This is a genomic window from Pseudomonas sichuanensis (assembly GCF_003231305.1).
Lineage (GTDB): Bacteria > Pseudomonadota > Gammaproteobacteria > Pseudomonadales > Pseudomonadaceae > Aquipseudomonas > Aquipseudomonas sichuanensis.
Window position 1 is genome coordinate 1 of sequence record NZ_QKVM01000036.1, and the last position, 15,108, is coordinate 15,108.

Annotated in this window: 18 protein-coding genes and 1 pseudogene; 7 read left to right on the top strand and 12 right to left on the bottom strand. The window is 63.3% G+C overall.

What is annotated here, in order from left to right:
* From DM373_RS18375 to DM373_RS18390, 4 genes are all read right to left on the bottom strand, one after another.
* A partial coding sequence (locus DM373_RS18375) for a thiamine pyrophosphate-binding protein (protein WP_244215096.1) occupies positions 1-359 on the bottom strand: 359 nt, incomplete at its 3' end.
* 98 nt (positions 360-457) lie between these two features.
* Complete coding sequence (locus DM373_RS18380) at positions 458-850, bottom strand: Rid family detoxifying hydrolase (RefSeq protein ID WP_110994937.1); 393 nt, start codon at positions 848-850, stop codon at positions 458-460.
* Between the two features lie 16 nt (positions 851-866).
* Complete coding sequence (locus DM373_RS18385) at positions 867-1,421, bottom strand: pyridoxamine 5'-phosphate oxidase family protein (protein ID WP_110994938.1); 555 nt, start codon at positions 1,419-1,421, stop codon at positions 867-869.
* A 53-nt stretch (positions 1,422-1,474) separates the two neighbouring features.
* Entirely contained in the window at positions 1,475-2,179 is a 705-nt protein-coding gene (locus DM373_RS18390; protein ID WP_110994939.1) for an SDR family oxidoreductase, read from the bottom strand.
* 1,393 nt (positions 2,180-3,572) lie between these two features.
* On the opposite strand from DM373_RS18390, the gene DM373_RS29250 reads away from it, so the two are divergent.
* Positions 3,573-3,845, top strand: a complete 273-nt coding sequence (locus DM373_RS29250) for a hypothetical protein (protein ID WP_110994942.1) — start codon at positions 3,573-3,575, stop codon at positions 3,843-3,845.
* 144 nt (positions 3,846-3,989) lie between these two features.
* A complete protein-coding gene (locus DM373_RS18410; RefSeq protein WP_110994943.1) occupies positions 3,990-4,286 on the top strand; it encodes a hypothetical protein in 297 nt (98 codons plus the stop codon).
* Between the two features lie 124 nt (positions 4,287-4,410).
* Here the strand turns inward: DM373_RS18410 and DM373_RS28790 are convergent, their stop codons facing one another.
* On the bottom strand, positions 4,411-4,617 hold the full coding sequence (locus tag DM373_RS28790; protein WP_157966858.1) for a hypothetical protein: 207 nt from the start codon (positions 4,615-4,617) through the stop codon (positions 4,411-4,413).
* Between the two features lie 266 nt (positions 4,618-4,883).
* On the opposite strand from DM373_RS28790, the gene DM373_RS18415 reads away from it, so the two are divergent.
* Positions 4,884-5,240 carry a hypothetical protein gene (locus DM373_RS18415; RefSeq protein ID WP_110994944.1) on the top strand — a complete coding sequence of 119 codons (357 nt, stop codon included), beginning with the start codon at positions 4,884-4,886 and terminating at the stop codon, positions 5,238-5,240.
* 94 nt (positions 5,241-5,334) lie between these two features.
* Positions 5,335-5,838 carry a methylated-DNA--[protein]-cysteine S-methyltransferase gene (locus DM373_RS18420; RefSeq protein WP_110994945.1) on the top strand — a complete coding sequence of 168 codons (504 nt, stop codon included), beginning with the start codon at positions 5,335-5,337 and terminating at the stop codon, positions 5,836-5,838.
* Positions 5,839-5,844: 6 nt separating this feature from the next.
* On the opposite strand, the gene DM373_RS18425 is transcribed toward DM373_RS18420, so the two are convergent.
* On the bottom strand, positions 5,845-6,087 hold the full coding sequence (locus DM373_RS18425) for a hypothetical protein (protein WP_110994946.1): 243 nt from the start codon (positions 6,085-6,087) through the stop codon (positions 5,845-5,847).
* A 135-nt stretch (positions 6,088-6,222) separates the two neighbouring features.
* Between DM373_RS18425 and DM373_RS18430 the strand changes: the two genes are divergently transcribed.
* A complete protein-coding gene (locus tag DM373_RS18430; protein ID WP_110994947.1) occupies positions 6,223-6,732 on the top strand; it encodes a DUF2867 domain-containing protein in 510 nt (169 codons plus the stop codon).
* A 3-nt stretch (positions 6,733-6,735) separates the two neighbouring features.
* Here the strand turns inward: DM373_RS18430 and DM373_RS18435 are convergent, their stop codons facing one another.
* Positions 6,736-7,248 carry a DUF3016 domain-containing protein gene (locus DM373_RS18435; protein ID WP_110994948.1) on the bottom strand — a complete coding sequence of 171 codons (513 nt, stop codon included), beginning with the start codon at positions 7,246-7,248 and terminating at the stop codon, positions 6,736-6,738.
* 75 nt (positions 7,249-7,323) lie between these two features.
* Between DM373_RS18435 and DM373_RS18440 the strand changes: the two are divergent.
* Positions 7,324-7,890: pseudogene (locus tag DM373_RS18440) on the top strand (metallophosphoesterase); the annotation flags it as partial.
* 106 nt (positions 7,891-7,996) lie between these two features.
* Here DM373_RS18440 and DM373_RS18445 read toward each other — a convergent pair.
* Both DM373_RS18445 and DM373_RS18450 read right to left on the bottom strand, forming a co-directional pair.
* Positions 7,997-8,617 carry a LysE family translocator gene (locus DM373_RS18445; RefSeq protein ID WP_110994950.1) on the bottom strand — a complete coding sequence of 207 codons (621 nt, stop codon included), beginning with the start codon at positions 8,615-8,617 and terminating at the stop codon, positions 7,997-7,999.
* A 62-nt stretch (positions 8,618-8,679) separates the two neighbouring features.
* The gene (locus DM373_RS18450; protein WP_110994951.1) at positions 8,680-9,495 is read right to left on the bottom strand and encodes a helix-turn-helix transcriptional regulator; all 816 of its coding nucleotides are present in this window, start codon (positions 9,493-9,495) and stop codon (positions 8,680-8,682) included.
* A gap of 136 nt (positions 9,496-9,631) precedes the next feature.
* Between DM373_RS18450 and DM373_RS18455 the strand changes: the two genes are divergently transcribed.
* Positions 9,632-10,255 (top strand): LysE family translocator, encoded by a 624-nt coding sequence (locus DM373_RS18455; RefSeq protein WP_110994952.1) that lies wholly within the window; start codon positions 9,632-9,634, stop codon positions 10,253-10,255.
* Here the strand turns inward: DM373_RS18455 and DM373_RS18460 are convergent.
* From DM373_RS18460 to DM373_RS18470, 3 genes are all read right to left on the bottom strand, one after another.
* Positions 10,252-12,684 (bottom strand): autotransporter family protein, encoded by a 2,433-nt coding sequence (locus DM373_RS18460; RefSeq protein WP_110994953.1) that lies wholly within the window; start codon positions 12,682-12,684, stop codon positions 10,252-10,254. The genes DM373_RS18455 and DM373_RS18460 overlap by 4 nt on opposite strands.
* A 131-nt stretch (positions 12,685-12,815) precedes the next feature.
* Positions 12,816-13,091 (bottom strand): peptidylprolyl isomerase, encoded by a 276-nt coding sequence (locus DM373_RS18465; RefSeq protein ID WP_110994954.1) that lies wholly within the window; start codon positions 13,089-13,091, stop codon positions 12,816-12,818.
* Between the two features lie 36 nt (positions 13,092-13,127).
* Positions 13,128-15,086 (bottom strand): acetoacetate--CoA ligase, encoded by a 1,959-nt coding sequence (locus tag DM373_RS18470; protein ID WP_110994955.1) that lies wholly within the window; start codon positions 15,084-15,086, stop codon positions 13,128-13,130.
* Between the last annotated feature and the right edge of the window lie 22 nt (positions 15,087-15,108).

The following is a 15,108-nucleotide window of genomic DNA, read 5'->3' on the forward strand; positions in this document are numbered from 1 at the left end:
GCCATCATGCCGCACACGTCGATGATCTGGAAACGGCCCTGCTTGGACTTCTTGATCGGCTTCTGGCCGGTGATCATCATCATCGGCATGCCGCCGAGGTAGGCATAGGCGCTGGCGGTCACCAGGTTGGTGGCACCGGGGCCGAGGGTCGACAGGCTGACGCCGGTCTTGCCGGTCAGGCGGCCATAGGTGGCAGCCATGAAACCCGCGGACTGCTCGTGACGGGTCAGTACCAACTTGATCCTGGACTTGCGCAGGGATTCGAGCAGATCGAGATTTTCCTCGCCAGGGATGCCGAACACGTACTCGACACCTTCACTTTCCAAACATTGCACAACGAGATCAGCTGCCTTAGCCATCTATTTGCCCTGCCACTATCGAGAGTGAGCCACGCGGGCAGATGACGAGATCTCTGCCCGGTACTTAATGAGACTTATGGAAAACGGAAACTTTTGGATTATTCAGTCCTTCGAGGAAGCACCAAGGTGGCATCCATTGCAACCAACGCATTCAACGCGAGCGCTGACACGCCGACGGTAGCGCGTGCCGGGTAAGGAGCTTCAAAATAACGGCTCATTATTTCGTTCACGACACCGAAGTGCGAGAGTTCGGTGAGATAAATAGTGAGTTTCCCTACGTCAGAAAAACTACCGCCTGAAGCTCGTGCTACTGCCTGAAGGTTTTCGAGCACCTGAACGGTTTGGGCTTCGATCCCCTGAGCCAACTCCATCTTCTCAGGATGAAGCGCGATTTGTCCTGTCAGGAAAACCAACTCACCCATTTGGACTGCTTGCGAATACGGGCCGATAGCTTTCGGCGCCTGATCACTGTGGATAGCGATTCTGCTCATCAAAATTGATCCTGTCTTAGGGAGCGATCCAACCCGCCTGCCAATGCTCACTTTGCAAAATGAAGTGTGCCCGCTGATGGATATCCTGGGTAAGGTCGAGCCACTCAATTTTTCGGAGGTGGACAACCACTACAGCGAAATTTTCGAAACCTTTCATGTTCGCTTCATAGGCTGATGACGGTGAAGAAATCGCCTCACCTGGTATGCGCCCATGGCGAAAGAGTGCTTGAGTTCTTCCTCGTGCCTGCTCCCAGTGCTTGGCAAGGAGTGACACATCCGACAAAGTTTCACCTAGGCCTTCAATCCGAAGTTGACGCTTGCCAGACGGATCGACGGAGGTAATGCCGACTCTAGGTTCAGCCAGAATCTCTGCGAACTTCGCCGACCGCTTGTCCACATAAAAGATAACCGACTTCGTAGACTCATCCGCATGCCGTAAGACAACAGTGCTTACCTTAGGCTGCCCTTCAGTATTGACTGTTGCCAGTTGCATCAAGCGAAATGGATTTGGAATACCGCCAACAGGTATAGATAAATCCGACCATACCTTGGCCAATATCAGATCAAGCATGGCAATCGCTCAGATTGAAAAAGGGCCGCGAACTGTACGCGGCCCGGAGGCACTCAGACGCTGCGGGTAACGCCGCCGTCGACCTTGATGTTCTGGCCGGTAATGTAGGCAGCCCCTTCACTCGCCAGGAAAGCGATAGTGGCGGCAATCTCCTCACTGGTGCCATAACGCTTAAGCGGCACGCCTTCTCGACGCTGTTCGGTAGCAGGGAGACTGTCGATCCAACCCGGCAGTACGTTATTAATGCGAATGTTGTCAGCGGCGTACTTGTCAGCAAAGATTTTGCTGAACGACGCCAGGCCGGCACGGAAAACTGCCGAGGTTGGGAAGAGTTCGCTTGGCTCGAACACCCATGCAGTAGAAATGTTGATAATTGCACCGCCGTTCTGGCGCTGCATGTACGGCGTCACCAGTCGTGTAGGACGAATTACGTTGAGCAGGTATGTCTCCATACCCTGGTGCCAGTCTTCGTCGCTGATCTCGAGGATAGGTGCCCGCGGGCCATGGCCGGCGCTGTTAACCAACACATCGATACGGCCCCATTGTTGAATGACTGCGTCGACCAGGCGCTGCAGATCTTCGTTTGATTGGTTACTGCCGGTTACGCCGATACCGCCTAACTCTTGCGCCAGGGCCTCCCCTTTGCCAGAGGAAGAAAGAATACCGACCTTGAAACCGTCGGCAGTCAGTCTACGTGCTGCTGCCGCTCCCATGCCGCTACCACCGGCAGTGACTATTGCTACTTTTTCTACTGACATACATCCTCCTGAGTGAGGCGTGGACGGGTTGTTGGTGAAACGAGACTAGCACCGCCTAGCATCTCCCAGAGAGACAACAACCCTTCTTCATGTCAGTAGATAATCTATAGCTTGGTCTGTTCGAGTAGCCAGGTTCGGACGATTTCCAGGGCCGCCGGCTGGTGAGTGTTTCGTGGCCAGACCAGATAATAGGCTTTCTCCAAGCTCAAAGGTCGCAGCTGTGTGCTTCTCCATCCATGCCACCTGGTTGGCGCCATCGTCGGCCACTGCCGGCGACATCCGGTTGTCGTACTCAAACTGTGCTGCTCGAAGTGTGCCCATGGCGTCCTCCAGGTTGGTCGTGGGTGAGGGGATGAGTGGAGCGGCAAAGTTTGAACCCGCCATTTTTCGGAGGTCAAAACTATGCAAGGTCTGGCTTCGCCCGGCCGGAGACACTCAAATGAGACGAAAAGCTGCTTGGGTCGCAATGCTGTCGGTGGTGGTGCTATTGAGCGGTTGCTGGCCATATTGGCACGATGGAAGGCATCACCGGCATTACTACGATGAGGATCGTGGTGGCCACGAGTATCGCCGGTATTAATCAAGCGCCGTCATCATCACCGCAGAGCGCCCTGTGAACTATTTGCCCAAACGGATGGGGCGGGGCGCTCTGTGTTGGCGTTGAGTACCCGTTTTTACCGGGTCAGTCTGCCTGTTTCCTCGCTTTTCACAGCCGAGATAAGGAATGTTGCAGTGGCTAAGTTCATGGTGAGGGTTGAGTGGTACAGGGCAGATGGCGATTCACTGCGATCTGCTTTCTCTGCGAGGTGCTGACAGGTACCGGTAATTGATTTTTTCGTTTGTCCCCATCGGTCTGATATAAATCTTCTCTAGTCTCTGGAGGCGCACACTCAATTTAGCTCAGGACTTCTGAGCATTGAGAGGTGCGTATGATCAGAGACAGGGATAACGGCCAAGGCGCAAAGTCAGAGGATAATGGCGGCTGGCCTACCGGTCCGAACGATGATTCCAAGAGGGCCCGCCCAGAGGACCGCGACGATTACATCGAGAATCGGCCCTTTCGAGGCGGGCAGAGACAGGGCCCGCCGGACCCATCGCGGGCGTCCAATGCCGAGCGCTATAGCCATCACAAGCGCCCATTGGAATAACTGCCAAGTCTAATGGCTCACTGATTCCAGGCGAGCACTACTGGCTAGAAGCTCAACCCCGCGCTGGGCTTCTGGCCACTTCAACCTCCGTCTGCTGGACGGGCTCGGTTCTCTACTGGCGCTGCCACGCTGATCTCTATCAGCGAGGAAGTAGGGCCGATCATTCTCCACCGGTCGCATTTAAGCGAAATGGATATCTATCCCGCTCGTTAGCGCGCCTACTGGAATAATCAAAGGAGATGAATATGAGATGTCGCGGCGAGAAATTCCGGGCCTGGGCAGACCCAGCGCTTCACCTTCGTCATCACGAGGAAACGCTTGATGACGGCAGGAGTATCGACGTGCAAACCCGACTTTCGCGGACAGGCGAAACGCAGCTCTTTATCGGGGTGTACTCCAAAACCGGGGATCGAATTGTTGAAGAAACCTATAGCTCCAGACCCAATGAGTCAATGATTGGGGCATTACTCTGGGGCGTGCTCCGGGCGAGAACGTTCGTTGCTGGCGGGTGGAGGTAGGTAGGCTCTGCATACGATTTGGCTGTGGGAATCGTGTTGCCCCATCGCCATGTACTGGCATGGGGAGGCACAGTTGCGTGCTGGCAGCCAGCGTTGAATTGGGCTATTGCTTCCCTCTCGATCAACCCACTCAAGGAGTATGAGATGAAGCGACTTTTGCTGGGCGTCATGCTGGTTGCGTCGGGCGCTTCTCAGGCTGGAATTCCGCTGGTAAACGCCACATGCCCAGGAAACATTGAAGTGCACGCCGACAAGGGCGGCCCTGTCTACATCAATGGCAAGGAAGGCAAGCTGAAGAAGTTCAACGACAACTACTTCGAAGCCAAAGGCAGCGACGTGACGATCTCGCTGTCTATCAACCCGGACGGCTCTGCGAGCGTTTCCTATACCGGTAAGAACCGAGCCAATGGCATTTGCCAGGTGAAGGGCGAAGGCGCTTGAGGCGCTGGCGGGCAGAACCGGAGGGGATCGCTACCCAGCCCGAAAAGCTTCGGCAACCTCCTGGTCAGTGACCTGGCCGCTGCCAGTGCCCCGCACGGTAGCGGCCAGGTGACCGGGCATCCAGCTACGACCTGGCCAAAGCCTCGCTACGCACGGGCATGACGCCGGTGTGCGGCGGTGTCCTTGGCTGAATCTCGGTGTCCAGGCTTGGCAGCCATCGCGTACATGCGCTGACCACGGCGGTAAAGGGGGCGGCTTCCAGTCCACTCGGCGGCAGGTGCACATGCAGTTGATGACGGCGCTGCTGGATGAGCTTGTTGATGCGCTTCATGGCGGCACACCTCGATTGGCCTGTTCAACGTCGGGTCGCAAGGCCCGAGCATCAGTAGGCGCCTGTTTGCGCCCGGCGTGGCCCAGCGCCGACCAGCGGAGCCGGCCAGGGCTGTGACATGCGCGCAACGCCAGGCCTCCATAGCGAACCGGCATAACGGGCCGGTGGCGCCGGGGCTAACCTTTGAAATCGTAAGCTGACTATTAAAAAGGGTGGTTGCTGTCCGTCACTGTCCAGGGTTTCCTGATGGGGTGATCGGAGGATGTATGAAGCGCTCGATGAAACCCCTGGTGGCGTTGGTCGCCGGGCTGTTGTTGGCCGGTTGCGCCCATGACCCTGACCTGCGCGCCAGTCACGACAATACCTTTGGCTCGACCGCGAAAAGCCCGCCGGACTACCTGCGCTGCGTGAAATCCGAACTGCCCGACTCGGCGAAGACCTATACGGTGCAGAATCAGGACGCCCTCGAGCTGTTTGTCGAGAGCACCGACCCGAGCAAGGCCGATGGCCTGGTCAAGGTCACAGGCTCCGGCGGGCAGCATCAATACTCCGCCTACCAGCGTGATGCCTGGTACGACCATGGGCGTTTGCTCGATGCCGCGCAGATGTGCGCGCGGACCTAGGGCCGAGCTGGCCTGAGGGCATGGCAAGAAAGCGGATGCGCACAAGCGGTGCGGTGGTTACAGTGCGCAGACTGTGACCTGACCGGAGCCTGCCATGCCCTGCGCCTTTACTTTGATGCACTCGCCCGTCGGCACGCTGACGCTGGTGGCCCGCGGTGCGTGCCTGGCCGCGGTGCTGTGGGAGCAGGAGCGGGCCAACCGGGTGCGCCTGGGCGAACTGCAGCGCGATGACCAGCACCCGGTCTTGCGCGAAACGGCCCGCCAGCTCGGTGAATACTTCGCAGGCAACCGCCGCACCTTCGACCTGGCGCTGGATTTTGCCGGCACCACGTTCCAGCGCCAGGTGTGGGCAGCGTTGCTGAGCATCCCCTTCGGCGAGACCCGCAGTTACAGCGATATCGCCCGGCAGATCGGCAACCCCGACGCAGTGCGGGCGGTGGGGGCGGCCAACGGGCGTAACCCGATCTCGATCATCGCCCCGTGCCACCGGGTAATTGGCGCTTCGGGGAGCCTGACTGGTTTCGCTGGCGGCTTGCCGGCCAAGCAGTACCTGCTGGCATTGGAAGGGCGCCAGAGCCTGGCGCTGGACTTCCAGTAACCGCTGTCAACTCAGCCAGGCACACAGCAGCACCAGCAGCAGGGCCAACAGGCTGCCGCTGAACAGGGCGTAGTGGCGGTGGGCGCGCCGGGCATGCTGCTCGACTTCGCGCAGGTACTGGCCTGGCGGCGGGGCGTCCGGGCGATGGCGCAGGTCCTCGGCGATGTTTGCCAGCCCGCCCTGGATCAGCAGCCCCACCAGGTAGTAGCTGGCGGCATAGCTGGCCAGCGTCAGTAACAGGTACTTCATGCCGCAGGTACTTTAGGCGTGGCGCAGGTGTTCACGAATGCATCCATCCTTGGCGTCGGTTCGGGCGCGCAGGATACTATCGGGCAGATCGCCTTCGCCAGCAGGAAGGCGCTGACTCCAAGGACGGAAACCCTGATGACTTACACCGCGCCCATTCCAAGCGACTCGTTGATCAGCGCCCACGCCGCCGAGGCCGGGTTCCGCCATTGCCGGGCGATCAGCCTGGCGCAACCGGCACAACCGGCCATGGCGCTGTTCCTGCGGCTGATGGTCGGCATGCCCGGCTGGATCGATGCGCTGATGGTGCTGCGCAACCGCCTGGTGGCGCTGGTCGGCCTCAAGGACCTGGGCCGGCTTACGGCAATCGACCCCGCACGTTCGGCCGCCAGCTACCAACCTGGCGAGCGCGTGGGCATCTTCACCTTGCTGGCCAATACCGAGGACGAAGTGCTGCTGGTTGACCGCGACCGCCACCTGGATGTGTACATTGCGCTGAGCCGCCGTTCGGCAGCCGACGGCCAGTGCCAGGTGCTGGTGAGCACCGTGGTGCGCACCCACAACCTGCTGGGCCGGTTGTACATGTTGCCGGTGGCGCCGTTTCACCGGCTGATTTCACCGATCGCCCTGCGCCGCCTGCGCGGCTGAGGCTCAGGCGTGCGGCGGCGGGGCAAAGCGCTGGCGGAACCAGTCGCTGAGCATGGCCTTCTCGGCATACAGGCGGTCGCTGCTGCCTTGGCGCCCCGGGCGGCTCAGGTACATCTTGTCACTGAGGTGTTCCGCCGCCTGGCGCGCTGGCTGGCCGGGCTGGCTCAGGGTGTAGCTGAGGTCGATGCTCGGCCAGGTGATATCACGCATGAAGCGCACATCGTAGGCCTGGCTGTGCCAGGGCTCGAAACGCCCGGCCAGGTCGATGTCGCGGATGTCGATCACCAGTTGCTGGCCAGGTTGCAGGTAACGCTGGCCGAGTTTGCGCAAATGCTCGGTCAGCGCCTTGATCACCTGTGGGTCGGCGCCACGCTCATAACCATGGCTGTCGAGGCTGGCATCGCGGAAGTTTTCCGGGTGCTCGAAACGCACCTCGACCTGGGCGGTCGGGGTGCCCTGTGCCATGCTGTCTAATGCCAGCACCATCAGTACGGCACAGGCCAGGGCGGTACGCATGATGCACCTCCGGGTGTGGGTGGCTTGCCCAACCATTTTACGCCGGTGCCGAGGCCGTAGCAGAGGAACGATGCAATGAGCCGCTTCAGGCGGATAGCCGTCAACACCCGCGGGCGCGACCTGGCCGTGGGGGATATCCACGGGCACTTCCAGCGCTTGCAACAGTGCCTGGATGGCGTCGGCTTCAACCCGGCGGTCGATCGCCTGTTCAGTGTCGGCGACCTGGTCGACCGCGGGCCGCACAGTGCGCAGGCACTCGACTGGCTGAGCCAACCCTGGTTCCACGCGGTGCAGGGCAACCACGAAAGCCTGGCGATCAATTACCTGCGCGGTGGCCGGCTTGACCTGGACATGTACCGCGCGGCGGGAGGTGGCTGGTTCCTCGACTTGCCAGCGGATCAGCAGCGGCCATTTGTCGATGCTTTCCTTGAAATGCCTATCGCCCTGGAAGTGCAGACCCATGACGGACCGGTCGGCCTGCTGCACGCCGACAGCCCCTTCGCGCACTGGGAGGCTTTGCGCGCGAGCCTGCTGGATGACGACGATCCGCGCATACGTGAAGTGTGCCAATGGTCACGACGGCGTCTGAAGGAAGGCGACGACGCCAGGGTCGAAGGGCTGCGTGCGCTGCTGGTCGGGCACACGCCGGTGCTCAAGGTCAAGGTGCTGGGCAATGTCTGGCACCTGGATACCGGCGGTTGGAGCAGTGGCTGCTTCAGCCTGCTGGACCTCGCCACGCTTGCGGTGGTCAGCCCCATGCCAGATGAACCAGCACACCGACAGCAAGGGCCATCAGCATCACCCCCGAGGCCCGTTCCAGCCAGGGCAGGGCTTGGGCAAAGCGGCGCAGTACCCGACGATTGCCAATAGCCAGTGCCACCAGCAGGTCCCAGGCCAGCACCGCCGTGAACATCCAGCCAGCGTATAGCCCTTTGAGCATGACGCTGCTGCCGCCGATCATGCTCGCCAGGCTGGCATAGAACAGCGCGTTCTTGGGGTTGAGGATGCCTGAGGCGAAGCCCATGCCCAGACTGCCCAGCCAACCCCTGGCCGGCTGCCCGCCGGTCGTTGCGGCAGGTGTCAGGCTGCTGTGCCCGGCATGGCGCAAGAACAAGGCACCGATGTACAGCAGGTAGGCGCAACCGGCCAGTTGCAAGGCCATGAACATCGCGCTGCCCGCGTGCAGCACCGCTACCCCGGCGAACGCTGCGCCGATGAACACACCGTTGGCCAGGGCGATGCCCAGGCAGGCGCCACTGGCCACCCGCCAACCTGCGCTGGCCGAGGTGCGGGCCACCAGGAAAAAGTCCGGGCCAGGCGAGAGCAGGGCAAGAAAATGGGCGGTGGCGACGAGCAGGAACTGTTCCATCAAGCGGGTTTCCGAGTGGGAAAACCACAGTCTGTTCAGGTGCCGGCCGGGTGTATTGAAGATTATTGCAACCCGCCTCGGTAGGCCCCGGGCGTCACCCCGGCATGGGCCTTGAACACCCGCTGGAAGTGGCTCTGGTCGGCGAACCCCAGCCGATAGGCCACTTCTGCCAGCGCACAGCCCTGGCGCAGCAGCAACCGCGCCTGGTTGACCCGGGCATTGAGCAGGTAACTGTGCGGGGTCATGCCGGTAGCCGCTGCGAACGCACGGATCAGTTGATAGCGACCCAGCCCGGCCTGCCGGGCCAGGTGGTCGAGGCTGAGTTCGGCCAAACCCTGCTCGTCGAGGCAGGCGACCAGCTCACCCAGCATCGAAGGGGCCAGCGCCGGGGCCGGTGGCAAGGTGGGCAGGGTGCTTAAGTCATGGTCGCCGATGAATGCCACCAGCGCAGCCTCCTTCTCCAGTGGCGAAACCTTCGAGAACAGCAGCTCGTTCAACGCGCAGAACTGCCGGTACAGCGCCGGCGAGCGGGTGATGCGCGCTGGCGCCAGCGGCTCACCGGCCGCCATGCCGGACTCCAGGCGCAGGCAGCGCAGCCAGTCGGCGTCCAGGTGCAGCATCTGGTAGCTCCAGGCCTTGCCGGGCTCGGGGTTGCAGGCGTGCACCCGTTGCGCCGGCACCAGCACCAGGGTGCCGGGCGTCAGCCGCACCACGCCTTGGCCTGCTCCGGTGAAGTGGCTGTAGCCGACATCCACCGCGCCGATGGAGAAGCTTGGGTGGCTGTGCGCCTTGTAACAGGCGCGGCTATGGCAAGCGCGGCGGCTTTCGACGAAGGGCAGCGCCGGGTCATGCCAGATTTCACTGCGGGGGAAGGGCATGGCAGGCCGCCTGGTGGTCACGTGGGAGCAGGCAGTCTAATCACTGCTGACTGTTCCGGCCATTCGCCGTTTCACTGTGCTTGACGTGCGGGCAGGCCGGGCGCGACCCTGCTGCGGTCCTTGAAGGAGAACAAGAATGGACCTGTCGAGCCTGCTGCTGTTTATCCCCGCCTGTTTCGCCCTGAACATGGCGCCGGGGCCCAACAACCTGTTGTCGCTGCACAATGCCAGCCGCTATGGCCTGCGCATCGCCTGCGTGGCCGGGGCCGGCCGGCTGCTGGCGTTCAGCGGCATGATCGCGCTGGCGGCCATGGGCCTGGCGGTGGTGTTGCATACCAGCGAATACCTGTTCCTGGCGATCAAGGTGCTGGGCGCCGGCTACCTGTTCTATATCGCCTGGCAGCTGTGGCGCGCGCCGGTGGGCGAGGCGCGGGTGGCGGGCGAGCAGCCGCGCGGTACCTGGAAGCTGGCGCGCCAGGAGTTCTGGGTGGCCGCCGGCAATCCCAAGGCGATCCTGATCTTCACCGCCTTCCTGCCGCAATTCGTGACGGTGGGCGGCAACATGCCGGTCAGCGAGCAGTTCCTGCAGTTGGGTGTGCTGTTCCTGCTGCTGGAGTGGGCGGCCATCGCCATCTATGCCGGGCTCGGCGCTTACCTTCAGCGCTGGTTCGAACGCCCTGGGCCACGGCGTGTGTTCAACCGGGTCAGTGCTTCGCTGCTGGGTTGCGCGGGGCTCGGGTTGCTGGCGGCGCGGCGCTAGAACTGCCAGCGCAGGCCCAGGTTCACACCGCTGGCCTGCTGCTGGCGGCTGTCCAGGTTGGTGCTGTATTGCAGGCCTGCATGCAGGCTCAGCGCCGAACCCAGACGTGCCGCCAGCCCGCCTTCGAGTTGCAGCGCGGTGTAGCGGTAGTCGGTGTCTATGCGGTCCACGCCGTTGAAGGTCAAGGTGTCGGCGCCGCCGTCGGCATGCCACAGGTTGACCTGGGCAAAGGGCTGCAGCAGCACCCGGTCTGTGGCAGGGAACAGCCCCTCCAGGCGCAGGCCAAGGCGCCCGAGCCATTCCACCTGGGCGTCATGGCTGACCCGCGAGGCCCGGTCGCTGGCGCTGTCCAGGCTCACCCGCTGGGCGATCAGTTGAGCTTGGGGCTCCAGGGCCCACTGCGCAGTCAGCGCCAAGGGGTAGCCGCCTTGCAGTGAGGCGGCCCAGGCGTGGCCATCGAGGTCGAGCTTGTCGCCACGGTCGGAGCGGGCACGGCCATCGAGGTGGGTGTACTGCAGCACCACGTCCACATAGCCCTGGGCCGGCCCTACCCAGGTCCAGTAGGCGCCCAGGCTGTTGCCCTCCAGCTCAAGGTTGCCCACCGGGCTGTCCTCGCGGCCCAGGGCGAAGCCGCGGACATCGCCGTCCAGGCGCTCATGGCCAAGGTACAGGCCGGCGTACTGGCGGTAGCCGTCGTCCGTGCCCTGCACATACAGGTCCTGGCCCACCTTGAAGCCGTAAAGGTTACCGTCCAGGGTCGGGGTCACTGTGCCGCTCCATTGCTGGCGAAGGGCACTACCGTAGGCTTGGCCCCAGCTCGCAGGCGGCGTGGCCGTGGCGTCGAGCCACTGTTGATCATCCCGTCGCACATCAACGGTGCCCAGGGCCTGGCGCACGATGATCGCGGCGCCGCGCGGTGCCGCTGCGTAAACCGCCACTTCCGGGCGGTACAGGGGGATGACCCGCCCGGCCACCGGGGCGGGCAAGTCGGCCTGGCCTGGGGCGGGCGCGGCTACCGGCGGCGTGCTTGACGGCTCCACGCCAGGCGCCGGGGCGGGTGGCGCGACCAAGGTCGAGCGCAGGTACCAGTTGTTCTCGCTGCCGGCGGTGATGCCGCCTTTGAACAGGCGGTAGTCGTAGGCGCCGGCCGACAGGGTCTGGGTCTGGATGAAGGCATTGGCATTGCCGGTGGCGCCGTCGCGTGCCTCGACCACCTGGATGCCATTGCCCTGGGTGGCCGCGCCCGGGCCCCCGAGGTTGCTGACCAAAAGCCCGGTCGAGCCACTGATGCCACCCTGGCTGATCACCAACCGGTCCGAGGCGGCGTCGTCCTGGCCGAGCACGCTGTTCAGGCGCAGCACACCGTTGTCGCCGTTGTAGTCGCCGATCACCAGTAGTCGGCCCGCGCCGTCGTTGCCTGCGCTCAAGTCGATCGTGCCGGCGTTGTTCAGCCCCACGCGCTGGCCACTGGCGAAGGCCGAGACCGTGCCTTGGCGCGAGGCCAGGGTGCTGTCGGCAGCAATCTGCAGGGTGCCGGTGGCACTGCCGGCATCCCCGAGCAGCAGCGTGTCGTCGAGCTCGAAACGGCTGCCGCCGGCAAGCTCGATCCGCTCCCAGTTGAGGAAGCGGGCGCCACCTTTGGCCTGGCTGGCGAACAAGGTCAAGGTATCGCTGCCAGTGCCGCCGTCGAGCGGGATGACCAGGGCGTCGCTGGCCAGGCCCTGAAGCTGCGCCGTGTCGTCGCCAGGGCCCATGTCCACCCGCGTGCCGATCCGCCCGCCGGTCCAGCTGAACCGATCATTGCCGATGCTCATCAGCACGCTGCCGGCAACCTGGCCGCCGTGGATCAGCACCTGGTCATCGCCGCCGCTGACGCTGATGTTGCCGCCCACGCTGCCGCTGAAAACCTCCACGTAGTCCTTGTCGAAGCCGGTGACGATATTCCGGTCGATGCTGCCAGCGCGCAGGATGAAGGTGTTTTCGTCCAGGCGCATGTTGACGCTGCCGATCCGCCCGCCGTCCATCTGGGCGAAGTCACCGCTGTCGAAATTGCCCTTGATCCAGCCGCCGGTCATATGGAAGCGGTCCAGGCCATCGCCCTGATTGAGGTCGCCGCCAATGATGCCGCCGCTCATGTTGAAGGTATCGATGCCGGCGCCCTGATTGACGTCGCCGCCGATTACGCCCGAGGCCATGTCGATGGTGTCCTGGCCGGCACCGAAGGTCACGTTGCCGCTGATCGTGCCGCTGCCGCCGGCGGGCAGTAGCAGGCTGTTGTTGCCGCCGGTGTCGAGCAGCGAAGCGGCGCTGCCGCTGTCGCAGACGTAGCTGTCATTGCCTGGCCCAGGGCTGAAGCTGCAGGCTGCCTGGGCCTGGGCAAGCATCAACAGGGGCAAGGGTGCCAGTGCCAGCAACAGCCGCATGTGCATCGCCTGGGCCTCCGTTGTGCACAGAGCCCGCACGGCGCAAGCGCGATGTGCGGGATTACCCGCGATGTACTGCGTTCAGGAGGAGGGACGCAACTGGCAAAACTGTCAGGTGGCCAAGGGCCGCCATCGGGTCAGTCGCGGTAGAACGTCTGCACCAGGTGGTAGCCGAACTTGCTCTTGATCGGCCCATGTACCACCCGCAAGGGCTTCTTGAAGATCACCTGGTCGATGGCGCCGACCAGTTGCCCAGGGCGGATTTCGCCAAGGTCGCCGCCACGCTTGCCGGAGGGGCAGGTGGAGAATTTCTTCGCCAGCACGTCGAAGGCTTCGCCATTGGCGATGCGCTGCTTGAGCTTCTCGGCTTCGTCAGCGGTCTTGACCAGGATATGGCGGGCTTGGGCTTTCATGGGGATACCTGTGCTTCGGGGCGAAAAAGGCCGCCATTATGCCTGATCGCGCAGCTCCGCGCGGTCACGGAACTGCGCCAGTGCCTCGGGGTTGGCCAGGGCATCGGTGTTGTTGACCGCCAGCCCATGCACCACATTGCGGATCGCCAGCTCCACCAGTTTGCCACTGAGGGTACGCGGGATGTCACTCACCTGGGCGATCACTGCCGGGACGTGGCGCGGGCTGGTGTACTGGCGGATGACCTCGCGGATGCGCTGGCGCAAGGCATCATCCAGTTGCAGGCCATCGCGCAGGCGCACGAACAGCACCACGCGCACATCGTCGTGCCAGTCCTGGCCGATGGCCACGCTTTCCAGCACCTGTTCGACCTTTTCCACTTGCCGGTAGATCTCGGCCGTGCCAATGCGCACGCCACCGGGGTTGAGCACCGCGTCCGAGCGGCCGTGGATCACCAGGCCGCCGCCGGCGCGCTGCTCGGCGTAATCGCCCTGGCACCAGGCCCCGTCGAACTGGCTGAAGTAGGCGTCGTGGTAGCGGCTGCCATCGTTGTCGCCCCAGAACCCCAGGGGCATCGACGGGAACGCCTGGGTACACACCAGCTCGCCTTTCTCGTCGATCACTGGCTGCCCCTGCGCATTCCACACCTGTACCGCCATGCCCAGGCCGGGGCCTGCGATCAGGCCACGGCGTACCGGCAGCAGCGGGTTGCCGAGCACGAAGCAGGCGACGATGTCGGTGCCGCCGGACATCGAGGCCAGACACACATCGGCCTTGAACTTGGCATAGACGAAGTCGTAACTGTGCGGCGACAGCGGCGAGCCGGTGCACAACAAGAGCCTCAGGGTATCGAGGCGGTGGCTTTTCATCGGCTCGCAACCGGCCTGTTCCAGGGCTGCGAGGTACTTGGGGCTGGTACCGAAGGCGTGGATGCCTTCGCTGTCAATCAGGTCGAGCAGCCGTTCCGGGCCCGGGTGCAAAGGCGATCCGTCATACAGCACCAAGGTGGCGCCCACCGCCAGGCCCGAGACCAGCCAGTTCCACATCATCCAGCCACAGGTGGTGTAGTAGAACAGCACGTCGTCGGCTTTCAGGTCATTGTGCAGGCCGTGTTCCTTGAGGTGTTGCAGCAGTACGCCGCCGGCCCGGTGGACGATGCACTTGGGCACACCGGTGGTGCCGCTGGAATAGAGGATGTACAGCGGGTGATCGAAGGGCAGGGCGACGAAGGTCGGGCTGCCGCCGGGCTGGAAGAAGTCATCCCACAGGGTGACCTGGGGCCCGCTGAACTCTTCGCTGCGGGTCTGCACCCGGGTGTAGGGCACCACCAGCAGGTGTTCCAGTTGCGGCAGCTGGGCGACCACCTGGTTGATCTTGTCGACCTGGTCCACGGTCTTGCCGGCATAGGCATAGCCCGCGCAGGCAATCAGCAGTTTCGGCGCGATCTGCCCGAAGCGGTCGATGATGCCGTGGGTGCCGAACTCCGGAGAGCAGCTTGACCATACTGCCCCGAGGCTGCTGGCGGCGAGCATCGCGACCAGGGTCTCCCAGGTATTGGGCATTACCGCCCCGATGCGGTCGCCCGGCACAATGCCGGCCTGGCGCAAGGCCCGTTGCATCCCGGCCACCTGGGCGGCCAACTGGTTGTGGGTCAGGCTGTGGCGGCTGCCGTCCTCGCGCACGGCGACCACGGCGGGGCGATCATCGCGCCGTTGCAACAGGTGTTCGGCGAAGTTCAGGGTGGCGCCGGCGAACCAGCGGGCATCGCGCAGGTGCGGGCCCTCGATCAGCACCTGGCTTGCAGGTGTATGCCAGCGTACGTGGAAGTATTCACTGAGCGTCTGCCAGAACGCAGCACGGTGCTCGATGCTCCAGCGGTGCAAGGCGGCGTAGTCGTCGAGCTGGAGGTTGAAGCGCAGGTTGACCCGACGGCGCAAGGCCTCCATGCGGCTGGCTTCGATCTGCGAGGTGGAGGGGCGCCAGAGTATGTCGTTCATGCCGGGACCCTCGGTGCGGTGA